The organism is Zymomonas mobilis subsp. mobilis ATCC 10988, from assembly GCF_000175255.2.
Taxonomy (GTDB): domain Bacteria; phylum Pseudomonadota; class Alphaproteobacteria; order Sphingomonadales; family Sphingomonadaceae; genus Zymomonas; species Zymomonas mobilis.
Genome location: NC_017262.1, coordinates 449,954 through 468,128, shown reverse-complemented (window position 1 = coordinate 468,128; position 18,175 = coordinate 449,954). Strand labels below are relative to the sequence as shown.

At 45.2% G+C, this 18,175-nt stretch carries 11 protein-coding genes and 2 tRNA genes; 6 read left to right on the top strand and 7 right to left on the bottom strand.

Annotation, left to right across the window (positions count from 1 at the left end; translation table 11 throughout):
• Window positions 1-21: 21 nt before the first annotated feature.
• The 3 genes from ZMOB_RS02120 to ZMOB_RS02110 all read right to left on the bottom strand — a co-directional run bounded on the left by ZMOB_RS02120 (window position 22) and on the right by ZMOB_RS02110 (window position 1,776).
• Entirely contained in the window at window positions 22-936 is a 915-nt protein-coding gene (locus tag ZMOB_RS02120) for a nuclease-related domain-containing protein (RefSeq protein ID WP_014500496.1), read from the bottom strand.
• Between the two features lie 162 nt (window positions 937-1,098).
• Complete coding sequence (locus ZMOB_RS02115) at window positions 1,099-1,344, bottom strand: hypothetical protein (protein WP_012817091.1); 246 nt, start codon at window positions 1,342-1,344, stop codon at window positions 1,099-1,101.
• A 356-nt stretch (window positions 1,345-1,700) separates the two neighbouring features.
• Window positions 1,701-1,776, bottom strand: a tRNA-Thr gene (locus tag ZMOB_RS02110).
• Between the two features lie 194 nt (window positions 1,777-1,970).
• Between ZMOB_RS02110 and ZMOB_RS02105 the strand changes: the two genes are divergently transcribed.
• From ZMOB_RS02105 to gltX, 3 genes are all read left to right on the top strand, one after another.
• Window positions 1,971-2,789 (top strand): PAS domain-containing protein, encoded by an 819-nt coding sequence (locus ZMOB_RS02105; protein ID WP_014500495.1) that lies wholly within the window; start codon window positions 1,971-1,973, stop codon window positions 2,787-2,789.
• Window positions 2,790-3,015: 226 nt separating this feature from the next.
• Window positions 3,016-4,692, top strand: a complete 1,677-nt coding sequence (locus ZMOB_RS02100; protein ID WP_014500494.1) for an NAD+ synthase — start codon at window positions 3,016-3,018, stop codon at window positions 4,690-4,692.
• Between the two features lie 12 nt (window positions 4,693-4,704).
• Window positions 4,705-6,039, top strand: a complete 1,335-nt coding sequence (gene gltX, locus ZMOB_RS02095) for a glutamate--tRNA ligase (RefSeq protein WP_014500493.1) — start codon at window positions 4,705-4,707, stop codon at window positions 6,037-6,039.
• Window positions 6,040-6,059: 20 nt separating this feature from the next.
• Here gltX and ZMOB_RS02090 read toward each other — a convergent pair whose 3' ends face one another.
• The 4 genes from ZMOB_RS02090 to ZMOB_RS02075 form a co-directional block, all read right to left on the bottom strand.
• Complete coding sequence (locus ZMOB_RS02090) at window positions 6,060-6,263, bottom strand: hypothetical protein (RefSeq protein WP_014500492.1); 204 nt, start codon at window positions 6,261-6,263, stop codon at window positions 6,060-6,062.
• A gap of 66 nt (window positions 6,264-6,329) precedes the next feature.
• Window positions 6,330-8,582 carry a TonB-dependent receptor gene (locus ZMOB_RS02085; RefSeq protein ID WP_014500491.1) on the bottom strand — a complete coding sequence of 751 codons (2,253 nt, stop codon included), beginning with the start codon at window positions 8,580-8,582 and terminating at the stop codon, window positions 6,330-6,332.
• A 193-nt stretch (window positions 8,583-8,775) separates the two neighbouring features.
• Complete coding sequence (gene leuA, locus ZMOB_RS02080; RefSeq protein WP_014500490.1) at window positions 8,776-10,476, bottom strand: 2-isopropylmalate synthase; 1,701 nt, start codon at window positions 10,474-10,476, stop codon at window positions 8,776-8,778.
• 319 nt (window positions 10,477-10,795) lie between these two features.
• Complete coding sequence (locus ZMOB_RS02075) at window positions 10,796-13,888, bottom strand: beta-galactosidase (protein ID WP_244858482.1); 3,093 nt, start codon at window positions 13,886-13,888, stop codon at window positions 10,796-10,798.
• A 303-nt stretch (window positions 13,889-14,191) separates the two neighbouring features.
• Between ZMOB_RS02075 and ZMOB_RS02070 the strand changes: the two genes are divergently transcribed.
• From ZMOB_RS02070 to ZMOB_RS02060, 3 genes are all read left to right on the top strand, one after another.
• On the top strand, window positions 14,192-15,763 hold the full coding sequence (locus ZMOB_RS02070) for a glucan biosynthesis protein D (protein WP_014500489.1): 1,572 nt from the start codon (window positions 14,192-14,194) through the stop codon (window positions 15,761-15,763).
• Window positions 15,764-15,879: 116 nt separating this feature from the next.
• A complete protein-coding gene (gene mdoH, locus ZMOB_RS02065; RefSeq protein WP_014500488.1) occupies window positions 15,880-17,838 on the top strand; it encodes a glucans biosynthesis glucosyltransferase MdoH in 1,959 nt (652 codons plus the stop codon).
• A 160-nt stretch (window positions 17,839-17,998) separates the two neighbouring features.
• Window positions 17,999-18,075 (top strand) — tRNA-Arg (locus ZMOB_RS02060).
• The last annotated feature ends 100 nt before the right edge of the window (window positions 18,076-18,175 follow it).

Below are 18,175 nucleotides of genomic sequence, written 5' to 3'. Positions count from 1 at the left end.
TTAATCTGTTCAGAAGCAATATTATCTTTTGATAATAGACTTATAAAAGGGTTTTTGGGGAGATTTTTTGGCAATTTCTTCCAAAGCGCTAGTTACTTTTATTGCTTCAGGGGTGTTAATAATGGCCTGAAAATTCTTTAGACGACGGAAATTTTTGGGATTAATCACGATGACTTCGGATTCTTCATCTGGCAAATAGTTTTCTATTCTCCATCCCGGTAAGGAAACAACAGGCCGGACTGGAACCGTATAGCCCAATTTCCCCCGTAAATATTTTGATAATTCGCCACTGACAGCTTTTGCCTGTTGTAAGGGAAGGTCTTCTTGGCGGCGGCCACTAAAAAGGATGCTGTGGCCATCATATTCTGCCAAAGCGCCTTGGCCACCTTTAATATCAGCATATTTTGAACGATATTTTGTTTCAATCGCAAAGATGCCTGTTGGTCCAACGAGAACATGGTCGATATTTCCACGAGGAAAAGACAGATCGTGAAAAAGATACCATCCCTCTCTGACTAAGGGGGTGAAATATTCAGCCGTAGCCATTTCCCCCATCAGGCCTGCGGTAAAGGCCTTCCGGCGAGCCATAATTCTTTTCGTTGCATAGACAGAGGTGGTTATTGAGGCACCGCATATCATTGCCCATAAAAGGTCGATCCAATGGAATTGCACAAATGCGGGATTGATCCACTGTCCCATCAAGCAAATAAGAATAATTGAAGGGATAAGCGCGGAAAAAGAAAAGACCGCTATCAACTTATTATTTTCAAAATTTAGATTTTTTTGCAGTGTTTCGCCGGGCAGGGGAAGAAGCGGTTCTGAAATAGGACTGCGGCGTTTGAGTTGGCGATTTTTGAACTGGCAAAAAATAATGGTGGCCGCAGGAACCAAGGCGCAAAGAAGGATAAACAAGACGGCAGATACGCTACTGAACAAGAGAACCTCGGATAATCAGATCAAATATAGATAACGATCTGGTTCATAAATCAATTTGAGGTAATATCTATATCAAAAGTCTTTTCATGCAGCTGTATTTTAAAAGAGGAATGGCGGATTATTCTATTTTCTCTCTTGTCGCTATCATAACAGATTATCTTTTCATGATGGGTGACAGTAAACAGTCATCACAATTAAAGACATAATATAGCCGTTGTTACTATATATCCCGTTTTCTTTGAAAAATCCTAAAATTTCGTCTGGGGAATACCCTTTTTCGTGAAGAATTTTGATAGAAGAAACCATCTCGTTCACGATATCTTTTTTGGTTATTAACTTCTCTTTTTCCGGTAGATTATCTACCTTATCTCGCAATTCTTTAATTATATTGTGGTTGAAGCGATGCACGGCTGATTATCCCCAATACTAGATTGGGAGGATTATCTAACATTTTTTCTAAAAAAAGAGAATAAACAGAGCGGGCTTAGATGAAGCCCCAAAAGTCGATTTTTGACTTCATAATTTTTATAACATACTGATTTTACAATTAAAAAATATGGAATATCTGTAAAATAAGTTTGGTGATTACAATCTATCATCAAGTCTTATTTATAAGTTGATTTTCATATTGGTGGGCATTTTTTAGAATGGATAGCCTAAATAGGGCGAATGAACAGCCGAAGGCAGCCATTATCAAGCGATAATAGATAAAGTATAGTTGAATTTTTAAGGAGGTTATTGCCGAGAGATAAAGGCAAAAATTCTGGTGCCGCTTGCAGGACTCGAACCTGCGGCCCTCGCATTACGAATGCGATGCTCTACCAGCTGAGCTAAAGCGGCGCAACAGAGTTGTGGCTCTTAGCAACCCTCTTCAGAAAGCTCAAGCATAATTTTGCAATTAGACAGAAATAATTTTCTGTTAGCGATATTTTAAGCTTATTGTCTTTACGCCCTTCGTTTGAAAGTGGATAAAGCATATCCACAAATAATCGACGTGATTACCTGAAAATTGACGAAGGCAAAGACCCAAAAATATGACGGACAGTCAGAGAAAAGAGATCGAGGCTCCTGTTTTCCCAAGGGGGGGAAGTGAAGGCGTTATGAAGGCGATTGGGGCATATGATCGCCGGATGCATGTACGCGCCTATAATTTTTGGCTGTCGGTATTAAACGGTCACAAAATTCCATTGGTGAGCGATTTTGATCCGGCTGCTATCGCTGATTTCGGGCAGCACAGCTTCTTGCTGGATTTTCGAGAAAATCCCCATAATCCGAAGATATCCTTTCTAGGATATGCCTTACGCGAGCTGGATAAACTGACATATCATGTCAATCATATTTCAGATGCCCCCGAAGGTAGTCTGATTGCCCATATGGCAACTGCCCCTCATTTTGCAGCGGTAATTGAACAAAAAGGCCCTGTTGGCTTTGAGGCTGACTTTGAAACCTATCTGGGTCAGTCTTTGATCTATCGCGGCATCTTTATGCCTTTTTCTTCGGATGGTGAGCATATTGACCATCTTTATGGGGTCGTGAATTGGAAAATTCTCTCTGAAGATAAGAGTAAGGCAAAATCATCTCTTTTGCAGACCGTTGCCAGTGAATTGTCAGCGGTGGATAGCCATAAGGCTTCTGGAGAAAAAGCCGATCATTCCGCTATTCCAATGATAAAAAGCAGTGATAGTCTGGCTTCATTGAAGAAAGCCCCTGCAAAGGCGATCGTCGATCTGGGACCTGTTGGTAAAGATTTTGTTCTGTTGTTAGGTCGCCGTGAAAAAGATGATCAGATCGGCATTGTTGCCATGGTCGAGAAAGACGACGAAGGTCTTAAGGCGCTTTTGAAAAAGCTATAAGATCAGCACCAATTATCTGAAATAGCTTGGGCTTTTTTAAAGGCCAATCGTGCAGCTATTTCAGGGTTGGTGTTTTTAAAGGATATGCCTTTTCATTTGTAACTCTTTGGGGCAAAGGAACAAATGAAGGCATTTTCTTTTTTGTCTGTTACAGGCTGTTTGACCATCTGCCTGAATTTTAAGGAGGAAAGGATCGGAAGCCTTTTCTGGTAAGGATTCCGATCTGATGAGCATGACTGACCAATTGACAATACTGTTAGCTCAAATCCCGCAAACGGTCGGTCATTGCCGCCGTAATGCGGATGCTATGCTGAAAATCAGGCAAGAAGCGGGGAAGGTTGATCTTATCCTGTTTCCTGAATTGCAATTGATCGGTTATCCTCCCGAAGATCTCGTTTTAAAGCCGTCTTTATTGCAAAATGCCAAGGAAGAATTGGAGCGTTTGGCTCTTGCGACATCTGATGGCGGGGCGGCAATGTTGGTTGGAACGGCATGGCAGGAAAAGGGGCGGATTTTCAATGCCGTTGCCTTGCTGGATCAAGGTAAAATTGCGGCTATTCGCTATAAACATGACTTGCCAAATTACGGCACCTTTGACGAAAAGCGGATTTTTTCAGCGGGACCTCTTCCTGAACCTGTTTTGTTTAGAGATGTCTCTCTTGGTATTCCTGTTTGTGAAGATATCTGGACAGAAAAACTCTGTGATCATCTGAAAGAACGCGGAGCGGAAATACTTCTTGTGCCGAATGGCAGTCCTTTTGAAAGCGGTAAATATCCGGTTCGGCGTAAAGTTGTTGCAGATCGGGTTAAAGAAACAGGATTGCCCTGCCTGTATCTGAACAGGGTCGGTGGACAGGATGAAGTCGTTTTTGATGGTGGCTCTTTTGTTGTCAATCGAGATGGTGCAGTGCCTGTCTCTCTGCCGCGATGGCAGGCGGATTGTTATGTAACTCGTTGGCATAAGACCGAAGAAGGTTGGTCTTGTGATGAGGGTTTACAGAGTAAAATCTCAGAGGGTGAAGACGGGCGATTAAGCGATATTTATCAAGCCATGATGATGGGGCTTGGCGATTATGTCCGCCAGAATGGTTTTTCTGGTGTTTTGCTGGGCTTATCCGGTGGTATTGACAGCGCGCTTTCGGCGGCGGTCGCAGTAGATGCCCTTGGTGCAGATAAAGTCTGGTGCGTGATGCTGCCTTCTCGCTATACTAGTCAAGAAAGCCTTGATGATGCGCGCGCTTGTGCCGAGATGCTGGGATGTCGGTTAGATTCTGTTCCCATCAATCCGGCGGTTGAAGCTATTGACGGGATGCTGGCTCCACTTTTTTCAGGGAAAAAGCCTGATATTACCGAAGAAAACATTCAATCCCGTTTGCGCGGGGTCGTGTTAATGGCGATTTCCAATAAATTTTCTCCAATGGTGTTAACCACGGGAAATAAAAGTGAAATGGCCGTTGGCTATGCGACCCTTTATGGCGATATGAATGGCGGCTATTCTGTCCTGAAAGATCTTTATAAAAGTGATGTCTTTAAGGTATCCCGTTGGAGAAATAGCCATAAACCTGCCCATGCTTTAGGCCCCGATGGCTATGTCATGCCCGATCGAGTGATTACCAAGCCACCTTCCGCAGAATTGCGGGAAGATCAAAAAGATAGCGATTCATTACCTCCTTATGATATATTGGATGCTGTCTTGCATGGCTTGATTGAAGAGGATTTGTCCTGTTCTGATCTGGTCAAACGCGGCTATGATCCTGATTTGGTCACGCGGATTGAAAATCTGCTCCATCGTGCCGAATATAAAAGAAGGCAGGCTCCCCCCGGTGTGAAACTGGGTAGCCGCAATTTCGGGCGGGATCGCCGTTATCCGCTTTCCCATCAATTTCGTTCTTCTCATTCCTGATCGGGTTTTCTTGTGATTACTACGCGCTTTGCACCATCGCCGACGGGCTTTTTACATGTCGGCAATATTCGGACGGCTTTAATCAACTGGCTTTATGCCCGCCATCATCATGGCCGTTTTGTCTTGCGGATTGATGATACCGATAGCGAAAGATCAACCGAAGAATATACCCAAGCTATTCGGGCTGATTTGGCTTGGCTTAATCTTAACCCAGATGTCGAATATAGCCAGTCCAAGCGAAGCGAGCTTTATGAAATCCGTTTTGAAAGCCTGAAGGCGAAAGGGCGTATTTATCCTTGTTACGAAACGCCACAGGAACTGGATTTAAAACGCCGCATTGCGATTGGACGTGGATTGCCGCCGATTTATGATCGAGCTGCGCTTAATCTGACAATTGAAGAGCGTTCGGAACTGGAAGAAAAAGGCATTAAACCTCATTGGCGTTTTCGTCTGGATCACGATCATGCCATTAAATGGAATGATCTTATTCGGGGTGAACAGCGCTTTGACCCCAAGTTGCTTTCAGATCCCGTTATCCGTCGTGCAGATGGCAGTTGGCTTTATCTGTTGCCGAGTGTCATTGATGATATTGATATGGAAATCACCACCATTGTTCGCGGTGAAGATCATGTCAGCAATACAGCGACCCAAATTCAGATGTTTCAGGCTTTGGAAGCTGAATTGCCTGAATTCGCCCATATGGCCTTGTTGACGGGGGGCGATGCAAAAATATCGAAGCGTTTTGGTGCCGATAGTGTCGCTGATTTCAAAGCCGATCATATCGAGCCGATTGCCTTGGAGGCTTTGCTTGCCCGTATTGGCACGAGCGATCCGGTTGAAGTTCTGACGGATTTGGCACCTTTGGTTGAAAATTTTGACTTTAGTCATTTCAGCCGCGCCCCAGCCCGTTTCGATATGGCAGAATTAAAGCATCTGAATGCCCGTATTCTTCATATCATGCCTTATGAACAGGTCGCAGATCGTTTGCCGGAAGCTATGGATGCCCATAGTTGGGAAGTTATCCGTCCGAATATAGATGATTTATCCGAGGCAGCCTTTTGGTGGTCGGTCGTCAAAGAAGACATCGCCAAGCCTGATCTTTCCGCAGAGGATAAGGCCTATCTGGTTGAAGCGATGGCCATTGCCAAAACGCTCGATTGGTCTTCCAATCCGTGGAAAGAATGGATTGATATTTTGAAAAAACAGAGCGGACGTAAAGGCAAAGCCCTGTTCCTGCCGCTGCGTTTTGCTTTGACAGGACAAAGCCATGGCCCCGATATGGCAGGATTACTATCTTTGATTGGCCATGAAAAAGCCATTAAACGTCTGGAACAAGCCGTAAAATAAGATCTATTGATCTGGTCAAATTACTTAAGAAGTTTTTTGATCAGATCAAAAATAGAAAAACTGGTGCGATTATAAACGCGGTTATAAAGCGCTTTTTTCGGATCGGTAAGCCAGCCCCAGCCACGAGGCATCCGCAATCCCAATTTATTTTTGATGATGCGAGTAGGGGAAGTTCTGGCCGCAATGCTTTTGCGGATGCTGGGTTTTCTGATGCCAAGTTTCATAATATTATGAGTAAATCCTCACAGGATAAGGAACAAGACCTTATCCTGTGAAAGACTTCATAACGGTTAGATATCTTTCGAAAATCCAAAGTAAAATCCGCGTCTGGCACCATAAGAAGGCAAGCCGACACCGACACCATCCCCCGTTCTGATCTGATAAACATGATCACCGATATTGGTGATATCAAAGCGCAGATTGATGCCTTGTCTTTCAATACGATACATGATTGTCGTGTTGACCGTGGCATAGGGTTTAACGCTGGCTCCATTCGGAATGGTATCGCCATTGGCCAAAGTCAGATCCGTTCTGAGACCTGAACCATAAAGAGCCGTTGCGCCTAATTGCAGGTTTTTCAAAACACCATCATGGAAGGTATAGGAAACGCCACCAGAAGCCGTCCAGCTCTGGTTATGATCCAGATAGATGTAATGTTGCGCGATATAAGCGAGATCATCGGCTTCGAAATTATATTCGCTGGATTTGATCTTCTTCCCTAAGGCCTTCTGATAGGCGAAGTTGCCATAGACGCGCCAACCACCATGCGTATAGCTGCTGTTAAAGTCGATACCCCAGATTTTACCGCGACTATAATTGAACGGTGTCATCAGGATAGCTTCGCCAAATTGGCCTTCATCAATCAGATTATGAGAGCGACGATAGTAACCATCGACTCCGAAAGTGAAGTCTTTGCCGATTTTTTGCTGGATACCGGCATCATAGTAATTTTGCCGTTCGGCATAAGGTGTTGTAGCCTTGTTTACCCCTGTTGCCGCGCCGGTTGTTCCATTAAAGCGGCTGATCGTTCTGTAACCGACCAACTCAAAGGGAGGCGGGGAGAAATAGCGCGAATAGCCGACATGCAAGGCCGTTGATTTAGTCGGTTGCCATGTCAAATTCGCGCGGGGGCTAAATTGGTGTTCTGTCCGATAGCTGGAATAAAGATCAAAACGAACACCATAGTTAAAGGTCAAATTTTGAGCGAGTTTCCATTCATCCTGAACATAGGCGCTGTAGGTCAGTTGGGTTTTCCCGCTGTTATCAACAATGGATAGCGGCGTCGTACTCGTCTGATTACCGTCATCATCGGCGGCAAAAACCGAGGATGTTGAAAAAGTGCTACCCCGTTCCCGATCAAAGAAGAAACCACCGCGTAATGTGTGATGTTTGCTGACATGCCATGACGCATCATATTGCAAGCCAAAGGCGACATTCCTGCGTGTAATCCGTTGCGCCATCCCGTTGAAGATCAACTCACCTGCGACAGAAGGATAATAATCAAGAGAAGAATAGCGGCCAAAGATGGAGGCCTGCATCGAGAAAGGCCCTGAATCATGCATGAAAGCCAGTTGGGCAAAGCCCGTCCGTTCTCTCTGATTTTCATCAAGGTCATTACTGCGATAGTCAGTCTGGCCATTCAGATTAAAGCCGGTTGTTCCGTTTTCCCCCGGATGGATATTTTTCGGGTTCGGAATTTGGAAATTCTGCTGGGAATAACCGGCCATCAAGGAAATACGGTTGCTGTCATCAAGGATATGATCGAGATAACCGAAGAAATTACCTTGATTGCTGTGATCATGCAGCGGGGTTGAAGAACCGTCGATACTGTCGATTCCCAAGGCTGTATGGCGATATTCTCCGGTGACATAATAATTGGTCGATCCGGTCGATCCGCCATATTGAACGCTTGGGATGATCGTTTCATGGCTGCCGCCGTAAATGGAGGCCGTTCCACCATTTTTTTGCAGGCCACTTTTGGTCGTAATATCAATAATACCTGCGGTTCTTAGGCCGTATTGTGCCGGTAATGCCCCCGTAATCAAATCCATTTTATCGATCATACGAGGCGCCAAGGTTTGACCAAAAACCGAAATGCCTTCCGGTAAAATAATACCGTTAATACGATATTGTAGATTGTTATGATCGCCCCGAATATGAACTTGGCTGAATTGATCCTGAGTTACCCCCGGCATTTGCAGCAGGATATTATTCATCTGCTGATTATAGCCACCTGGAATAGATTCAATCTGTTTTTGATCCATTGAATAAACGGTTGCACCCAAGTGAGACTGAATTTGAGCGCGAGCTTCGTTTAATCTTTGCGCGGTCACCAGAATGTCTTTGCCTGTGGCATTCGATGGCACCGCATTTTCTGTTTTTGAGGTGCTGTTTTCTGATGGGGGAGAGCTCTCTTCGGCAGAAGAATTTTCATCCGCTGCAGCATAAGAAGGCGATAAAGTAACAATAGATGAAAGTGCCAATATGCTGGCAGCACTATAGAATTTGAATAATTTAAGAGCCGATTTTCTGGAATCGCTCATCCCCATTTTCCCCCTGTAGAATAGTTATGTGATAACATAACATTTCTAAGAGCGAAATGTTCATGAATATACGATGAACAAAAGAATGAAATGTTACAAAATGTGAATATTGCGGGGATGAGATGAGGTTTAAAAAAATGGCTCCTGCTTTTTATAAAAGAGGAGCCATTCAAATAAGATTTATTTTTAAATATTAGCCGACGCTTTTCGGATCGACGGCATAAGCACGATTAACCGCACTTAAGACAGCCCGAACCGAAGCAGTAGCGATATCGTCGTCAACACCAACACCGAAGACGGTTCCACCCTGCGGCAAGCTGCATTCAATATAGGCAGCCGCTTGCGCTGTATTACCGTGGCTAATGGCGTGTTCTTGATAATCGACGACTTCTAAGCGGATATTCGTAATAGAAGACAGGGCGTCAATAATGCTGGAGATTAAGCCGTTACCGTGGCCTTCAACCTCATGAATGTTATCTCCGGCTTTTATCTTGCCGATGATCGCATATCCATTGTCACCCTGCTTGACTTGAAAATCAACCAACTGAAAGTGGCCGCTATTGTCGAGGTGATAATAGTCAACAAAAGCATTCCAGATATCTGAAGAATCCAGCTCTTTTGAAGAAGAATCAGCCAGTTCCTGAACTTTACGGCTGAAATCTACCTGCATCCGTCGTGGCATTTTCAGGCCTTGATCTTGCTCGATGACCCATGCCACGCCCCCTTTTCCAGATTGGGAATTAACCCGTATGACAGCCTCGTAAGAGCGTCCCAGATCAGCTGGGTCGATGGGCAGATAAGGCACATCCCAAATGATTTCACCGTCTTCCTTGGCCTTTCTTTCGGCGCGCTGGGTGAAACCTTTACGGATGGCATCCTGATGAGAGCCGGAAAAAGCCGTGAAGACCAGATCGCCTGCATAAGGATGCCGCGGCGAAACCGGTAATTCAGTGCAATATTCAACGGTCTTGATGACCTTATCAATGTCAGACAGATCAATATTTGGATTGATAGCCTGTGTATAGAGATTGAGTGCCAGCGTCACCAAATCAACATTGCCGGTTCTTTCACCATTACCGAACAGGCAACCTTCGACACGGTCAGCACCAGCCAGCAAGGCCATTTCAGCCGCGGCGATACCCGTTCCACGATCATTATGAGGATGCACGCTGACAATGATAGAATCACGTCTGGAGATATTGCGGCAGAACCATTCAACCTGATCAGCATAGATATTTGGCATGGCAGCTTCGACCGTTGCTGGTAAATTGATGGTCAAAGGCTTTTCCGGTGTTGGCTGTAAGACATCCAGAACCGCTTCACAGACTTCCAGACTGAAATCCAGTTCCGCAGTCGAAAAGGTTTCTGGGCTATATTCAAAGCGCCAATCCGTGCCAGGGCGTTTTTCAGCTTCGTCCCGCAGCATGGTTACACCTGCGATAGCCAGTTTTTTAATTTCTGGCCGTTCCATATTGAAGACAATCCGCCGCCATGCCGGAGAAACGGCATTATATACGTGAATAATCGCGCGATGGATACCTTCGAGGCTATCAAAACTTTTGGTGATTAAATCCTGACGTGCCTGTGTCAAAACCTGTAAAGTGACATCTTCTGGCACGGCATTCTGTTCAATTAAGCTACGAACAAAATCAAATTCAGTGGCACCGGCGGAAGGAAAGCCGACTTCGATTTCTTTCAGGCCGATCGAAACCAACAAATCGAATAAACGACGCTTTTTTTCACCGTCCATCGGGTTGGCCAAAGCCTGATTACCATCCCGTAAATCAGTAGAGAGCCAGATTGGGGCTTTTTTGATGACTTGGGAAGGCCACTGCCGATTGGGTAAATCGATGGCAGGGAAAGGACGATATTTTGTAGCCGGATTATGTAACATGATTATCCCTAAAACTTCGTTCTGCCTTGTCCGGTGATTGGATCACCAGAACAACAACGTTGTTTTTTCTAATGAAGTAACCCCTTAGGCGTTGACCCTTGCTGTAACAAGAAGGGCAAAGCGAATAACACGCCTAAGGGCGTGTAAGTCGTAGATCGCGTGCTATAAGAGGCAGGGAAAACATGCCTTTATATATAAAAGAGCGATGACAATAAGTCTATAGAAAAACGGGGTATAGTTGTCCTTCTGAAAGCGAAAAAACAGGAAATAGTTATTCAAAGATTTTCTGTATCAGAAATAAATACCCCGATTTGATAGATTATTGCTGCTCTTGGGCTTCCTTTATATCTTTCCAATTAGCTGCATCGATCTTTTCTATCGGCACCCCTCCACGGACATTATGTAATACCGTGAGGTGAATAGGCTCCATCACTGTATTTTCTTTATCAAAAGCCGTTCCGTCTGATGTAACCGCCAAGGCAAGAAGGTTGTCGCCATTGTAGTCAATAATGCCCGCAGGAATAGAGAAAACCGTCTGAGGCCCGATATGCGCAATATATTGTCCAATATTCCAGCCATTCACAAAAATGAGCATTCGATAATGGCTTTTGGAGCGAATTTTATGGCCATCCCCGATGGTTAGGCCAAGGGTAATGTCATTCTCTTTGGGAAGGTTTAATTTTACATGGCTACGATACCATGTTGTTCCCGGTGTCGAAGAAAGGCGCGTCATATCCGCCGATGACCAATTGGAATCGGAATAGCCCGGTAAATGCCAGCCGGAGCGTTCCCCAAATTGGCCGCCGTTATTAAGCGCCCCCCGATCGGTATCAAGTAGATTTTCGCCCCCAAGATTACCTTGGACTCGCCATGAAATCGGGACAGCATAGGCGGCACCAGAGGGATCAGACAATGACGCGGCAATCAGACCTGATGGTGCCCTTTGCATATTATTATCGGCGTTGTCTTCGCGGTGGCCGTTCAGGCGGATCATAACAGAAAATACGTGATCGCCTGCTTTCTGGGCACTTTCGGGTAAATTAATCCGAAAACTGCCACGGGTTGAAGGTTGTGACAGACCATTTTCTATTTCATTTTCACCCAGAAACTGGCCATCCATCCATAATTGCAAAAAGCCACTGCCGCCTGCGCCATAGTGAAGTGTCAGGCTTTTTGCCTGCGGATCACCGACAAAATGGCCACGATACCAGATATCCCCATCATGGAAGCCATAGGAATCTGCATTCAGATTGGGCTGACCTTCCGGGGGGGATATAATCGCACTGTCATCAGTGTCGTCAGCTTTCTGCCAATGGCTGTCATCAAAATTTGGACGTGCCTCTGGTGTGCCTTCTGCCGCCTGCCAGTCTAAGGTCATTAAATCTGGCAAAGTAAAGTTTTCAGGTTCGGGCAGGAAATCCTTGGCTATGAAATTGCCATTTAGGAAATTCCGGCTGAAAGCAACATGATGGCTGTTCCATTCCAGCGTTGTGATAGCAGGTGGAGCCCAGACTTCTAGCGTTTCTTGGCTACCCGTATCGCCTTTTAGCGATAAAGTGAGATCCGTGGATGAAGCCTGTCTAACGAGTGAAGGGCCAAAGACAAGCACATCTCCGGCATCAGTCGAAAAACGCGAAAAGCGTGCGGATTCCTTTTCATCGCCGATTAAAAGAATAAGGGGGGCTGGGCCGCCATTTTCGATTTTTATGCGGGTAAGGCCGCCATGAATATAATTTAACCGTAAATCATGCCGCGCCGGATCATAGAAATATCGGGCATCGCCTTCGATAACAGTTACGCGAGGTTTGGTTTCATATCTTAGAACGATTTCGCCGGCTTCCCCCTGACGACCATTAAAAAGGGCAATATCATGTTCCCCTTGTGTAATCATCGTCTGAAATTGAGAGGTCGAATAAACCAGACGGTTTCTTCCGAGGTTAAAACCAGCGATTAGATATTTGCTGTCATGGCCATTTAACTCGAGATTGCCTTCTTCTGGAAGAGTATAGGTGCCATCGGGCAGAGCAACAGAGAAGGTGAATTTGCTATCATGCAGACTATTGGCAGGCTTATGCGTGATAAAGAAAAGATGAGAATTGGTGTCGGGATTAACGTTATGCAGCACTCGAATATGGCTGGAGGTTGGGACAATAACCGAACCCGGCATCATTTTTGTAATATCAGAAAAAGTGGAGATAAATTGCCCCAATCGCTTTAGGCCATCGGCTTTAGGTCTAAGGTTACGAGCTTCATCGATCGGCGCGCCATAATCGAAAGAGGTGATGCGGCCTGACTGTCCAAGCCAGCCCCAATTGATACCGCCATAAACCATTCGAAGCGTTTGGTTTGTTAAGCCGTTGATAAGATTGTTTCCTAATATCAACATTTCATGGCGTTCGTCATTACTATTGGCGAGGCAATTATATTGTTCGTTGCTACCCCAATAATCGGCGCTACCATCTTCTATGGTTATAAGGCTAGTTGCCGGACGTTTTAAGAAACTCGCGCTGTTATCGAGATTATAATATCCGAGATCAGGAGGCGCAGCTTCCCGTAAAGGTTGATTTTGAGTGTCGCAAAAGCGTGTCGTGTTAATTGAGAAACCGTGGAGATCAATGAGGCTAGCGACATCTTCGCCAGATCGGGCGACAGAAAGCCAGTCGCCAACGGGTCCAGTTTCATTATGAAAAATAGGAAGCGTGATGCCGTCATGGCGGGCTTTGGCATATAAATGTGCCATATAGCGTTGTTTGACAGGGCTGGGATCGCCGAGACGATCTTCCACCTGATATAAAATGACATTGCCTTTATCGCCGTCATATTGATGGCGGCTGATAATCGCATTGACTCGCGTTAGCCATTCGTCAACGGCCGCAAGATAAACCGGATCGTCACTTCGGGCATCGACTTTCTGACGGGTGAGCCATCCGGGGAAACCACCGCGAGACAAATCGGCGTCAGCATAGGGCCCGATCCGAACCACAACATATAATCCCGCGACTTTTGCCATGCTGAGTAGGCGATCAATATCGCGAATACCATTAAAGTCGTAAACACCCGGAGCAGGAGAATGATAAGCCCAGTCTAACTGAATAGTTACCGTATTGAAGCCAATCGCCTTCATCTTTTCAAAGATATCTTGCCAGAGAGAAGGGCTGGGCAAGCGGAAAGGATCAAACTCTCCACTCCAGATAAGAAATCTTCGGCTATCTATCATTGCCGAATAGCGGTCGAATGTAATTCTGACGGTTTTTTCGGCAGGAAGGCTGACCGTAATATCTCGACCTTTTACTGGACGAGATAATATTTTGTCTGAATTATCGGCAGCTATAGCGTTGTGGTTGATAAGGGAAGGAAGCAACAAAGAAAGCAAGCTTGCGCCTAGCCGGAATCTTTTCGCTATTTTCCCCATCTTGTCCATTTTACTCTGCTATCCTGTTTTGTAAGTTATGGTTTATTAAGCAAGTTTGTTTTTATAAAAAAAATTTACAATTTGTCATCAGTCGCTTTTACGATACCAATTATCTTATTTCGGATATCTTCAACAGGATTACACCCCTATGGTGAATGAATGAGAAATCATAATCCTGAGAATTCAAAGATACATCCCGATTTTGAGGCTATAATCGAAAAATAGGTCTCGAATACCATATTCAAATCTTTGGGCAGCTGCGTTACAGCAAGAAAATAGCGTAAATTATTTTGGAGAGAATATATGAATGCCTCTTTTAACCGCCGTCAGATGCTTGTTGCTCTGGGTATTGCTACCGTTGCAGGAGCCGGTTTTAAGGGGAATTCACTCTTTGCAGCGTCTTCTGTCGATAGCAATCTGCGCTTTGGCAAAGCCCAAAATTTTTCATGGAAAGGGCTGCAAGCCTATGCCATGGAATTATCGCGCCATCCTTATAATCAGCCAAAGCCATCACCTGAAGTGATGGCGATTGACTATAATGCTATGGTCAAAATCAGCTGGCGGGATGATAAAACTTTGTGGGCGAATGACCCAGAAAGAGCGACCCGCTTTTTTCCGGTCAATCGAGCGGCACCCGTGCCTTTGAAAATCTATGTCGTCGAGAGCGGTCAGTCTCGTGAAATGCTGTTTTCTGATGACCTTTTTAATGCGCCAACGGATAGCCCTTTACATAAATTACCCAAAGATCAGATGGGTTTTGGTGGTTTCCGTTTTATGAATCCCGACCGGATGCATGATTGGTTGGCTTTCATGGGCGCATCCTATTTTAGGGCTGCGGGTGATCAGGATCAGTATGGTTTGTCAGCCCGAGGTCTGGCGATCGATACTGGCCTTTCTCATCCTGAAGAATTCCCTGTCTTTACCCGTTTTTGGCTAGAAGAAGCGCCCAATAATGGCATTATTATTTATGCTTTATTGGAAGGCCCAAGCGTCGTTGGTGTTTATCGGATGACCACTTACCAAAAGAATGGTCATGTGGTTCAGGATATTGATTGCACTGTTAAGCTCCGTAAAACGGTCGAGCGTCTGGGTTTCGGTGTCATGACCAGTATGTTCTGGTATGGTGAAAATAACCATCGTAGCGGTAAAGACTGGCGCCCTGAAGTCCATGACTCTGATGGTCTGGCTTTGTGGACAGGGAAGGGCGAAAGACTGTGGCGACCTTTAGAAAATCACGAGGTAACACGCGTCAGTAGCTTTTCTGATGTAAATCCGAAGGGGTGGGGTCTTATCCAACGCGACCGGAATTTTGATCATTATCAGGATGATAACTTCTTTTACGAAAAACGCCCGAATTTATGGCTGGAAACGCGGAATAATTGGGGCGCTGGTGCTATTAATCTGTTGGAAATGGCAACAAAAGGCGAAACAGATGACAATATCGGGGCAATGTGGGTTCCTGCCGGACAGGCGAAAGCCGGTAATCGTTATGACTTATCTTATCGTTTGACTTGGCTGAACAGCGAGCCGTTACCGAAACCGTCTTCTTATGTCGTCGATACACGGACAGGGATGGCGAGCGATGATCCTGTTGGTCAGGATGAACGTTGGTCAAAACCAGGATTGGAAAAGATAGTTGTTGATTTTGAGGGTTCAGCCTTGGCCAATTTGCCACGCGAAGGGGTTGAGTTCGTTGTAACCGCCAATCAAGGACAGATTATCTATAGTTCAGCCGCGCCGGTGGCTGGTTTCTCTAATCGCTGGAGAGCGACAGTTGAAGTAAAACCCGTTGCCAACCAAGTAATGGAATTACGTGGCTATCTGAAAAAAGGCAACAACGCCATTAGTGAAACATGGCTCTATGCCATAGGATAGTTTTATCCCTATTAAGCTGAATACAGCTCGCTTTATGCGGCTATCATTTAATCTGGTTTCAAGAATAAAATAACAATTCTTCTCTGTCATTTGCATGGGCAGAGAAGAATGATGATATGGGTTTCGAAAAAGGCGTAAAAATGAATAATCCTGAACAGGCACAGACAGGTGACGCTCCTTATGGGGCAGAGGCTTTATCTTGCTTGCCGCCTTTGGCTCCCATTGAAATGCCGATTCAGTCATGGAGTAAAGTAGACGCCGTCAAATCGAAAATCAGAACCTCTCCTTCGGTTATTGGCAATCGTCGGGCTTTGTTATTTGGTGCGACGCTGATCATTTCTATTGCCGCCGCCGCTGATCTTTTCATTGCCGAATCGGTGCAAGGCATAAGTCTGAGTGAATTTCTGATATTCATTCTCTTTTCTCCTTTATTTACATGGCTGGTTTTTGGTTTTCTAGGATCTTTGATTGGTTTTACCCAATTGATACGAGGCAAAGCCTCTTCCGATTATCAAATGCCGCCAGCTTCAGTTGCTCCGCGCGGTAAAACGGCCATATTGATGCCCATCTATAATGAAGATGTTGATATGGTTTATTTGCGCCTGAAGGTGATGGCGCAATCGCTGGTAGAGACTGGATATAGTCAAAATTTTGAATTTTTTATTTTAAGCGATTCAAAAATAGTCAACGAATTGACTGAATTCGCAGCCTATCAGAAGCTGAAAGATGAAATAAAAATTCCGGTATGGTATCGCCGTCGCGAAAAGAATATCGCCCGAAAACCAGGTAATATTTCTGACTGGATTCATCATTTCGGCAGCGGATACGATTATATGCTGGTATTGGATGCCGATAGTCTGATGTCGGGTGAAACAATCGCCCGTATGGCTGCTAGCATGGATAGAGACAAAGGGGTCGCTCTGTTACAGACGGTTCCTATGCCTGTGAATGGGCAGACCTTTTTTGCTAGATGGCAGCAATTTTCTGCAAGGCTATATGGCCCTCTGGCGAGTGCTGGATTGGTCTGGTGGTCTGGATCGGAAGCCAGTTTTTGGGGACATAACGCTATTATTCGCGTGAAGGCTTTTGCAGAAAGCTGTGGCTTGCCAAAGCTTTCCGGTAAAGAACCTTTTGGCGGTAATATTATGAGTCATGACGTTCTGGAAGCGACATTGCTACGGCGGAATGGTTGGGCCGTGCATACAATTATGGCAGAAGGCAGCTATGAAGAATATCCTCCGACATTAGTCGATAGCGCTATTCGAGACCGCCGTTGGTGCCAAGGCAATTTACAGCATGTACGCTTGTTGGATATTAAAGGATTACATTGGATTAATCGCTTGCAGCTATTGATTGGTGTTACCTCTTATACGACTTCGACTTTATGGCTTTTCCTCTTGCTCGCGACCCTTATGCATCATTTTGGACGGGGAAGCGCTAATCTTAGCTTACCTCCATCAACATGGCTCCTTGTCCTGACGATTATCTGTCTGTTTGGTGCTAAAATTTTGGCGGTTATATGGGCGTTGATGGACAAAAGACGGGCGAAAACCTTGGGTGGTTTGAGCGGTATTTTGGCAAGTGTCGTTATTGAAATACCTTTATCTGCCTTTATTGCTCCCATCCTGATGGTGACCCAGACTTTAACTTTCATTGACATTCTGCGTGGCCGACCCAGCGGATGGAACACGCAAAGACGAGACGTTGATGGCATAAGCTTTTCAGAAGCTTTCCATTATTATCGTCCTCATGTTGTGGTGGGTCTTGTCTTTACTTTATTGGCTTTTATCGGCGGCGGGGCTTTGACATGGCTGTTAATGGTCGCGTTGGGTTTGGTATTGGCTCCAGTGACGGCCTATGTAACTTCTTATTCTTCCATGGGAAAAGCTTTGGCTTCAATCGGAATCTTTGTGACGCCGGAAGAGCATCGACAGGATGGTACATTGGAATCCCAGAAAGAAAGCGGTATCGTTCATGCGACAATTAAAGCCGCTTCTAATATGCCGCCACAGGCTTATTCCAATGCCAAAAAGCAGTCGGGGGCAGGGTCTTTTCCGGTAGAAAATCCGGTATAGTCGATAATGAAATTTTTTAACCGCAAGATAGGCAAAAAAAGTAGAAGTGATCTACCTTTTTTTGTCTGTCATATGCAGTGATCAAAAAAAATTATCATTAAAAACAAGATAAGGGCTAGTCGTCACTGACTGGCTTTGCTAAAGGCTCTTGCACTGCTTTGCACCCGTAGCTCAGCTGGATAGAGCGCTGCCCTCCGAAGGCAGAGGCCACAGGTTCGAATCCTGTCGGGTGCACCATAATTCTTACTGCAGTTTTTTCTTGGACAATTAATTTCAGGCTTGCCTTGTTGCTTTTTGTAAAAGCAATAACCTGTGGCGCTGTCTTTCTATAGAAATG

What these genes read in the sequence shown, in the direction of transcription:
- ZMOB_RS02085 (WP_014500491.1), bottom strand. Translation starts at nt 8,582, where the DNA reads ATGAGCGATTCCAGAAAATCGGCTCTTAAATTATTCAAATTCTATAGT.
- mdoH (WP_014500488.1), top strand. Translation starts at nt 15,880, where the DNA reads ATGGGTTTCGAAAAAGGCGTAAAAATGAATAATCCTGAACAGGCACAG.
- ZMOB_RS02070 (WP_014500489.1), top strand. Translation starts at nt 14,192, where the DNA reads ATGAATGCCTCTTTTAACCGCCGTCAGATGCTTGTTGCTCTGGGTATT.
- ZMOB_RS02105 (WP_014500495.1), top strand. Translation starts at nt 1,971, where the DNA reads ATGACGGACAGTCAGAGAAAAGAGATCGAGGCTCCTGTTTTCCCAAGG.
- ZMOB_RS02100 (WP_014500494.1), top strand. Translation starts at nt 3,016, where the DNA reads ATGAGCATGACTGACCAATTGACAATACTGTTAGCTCAAATCCCGCAA.
- ZMOB_RS02090 (WP_014500492.1), bottom strand. Translation starts at nt 6,263, where the DNA reads ATGAAACTTGGCATCAGAAAACCCAGCATCCGCAAAAGCATTGCGGCC.
- leuA (WP_014500490.1), bottom strand. Translation starts at nt 10,476, where the DNA reads ATGTTACATAATCCGGCTACAAAATATCGTCCTTTCCCTGCCATCGAT.
- ZMOB_RS02075 (WP_244858482.1), bottom strand. Translation starts at nt 13,888, where the DNA reads ATGGGGAAAATAGCGAAAAGATTCCGGCTAGGCGCAAGCTTGCTTTCT.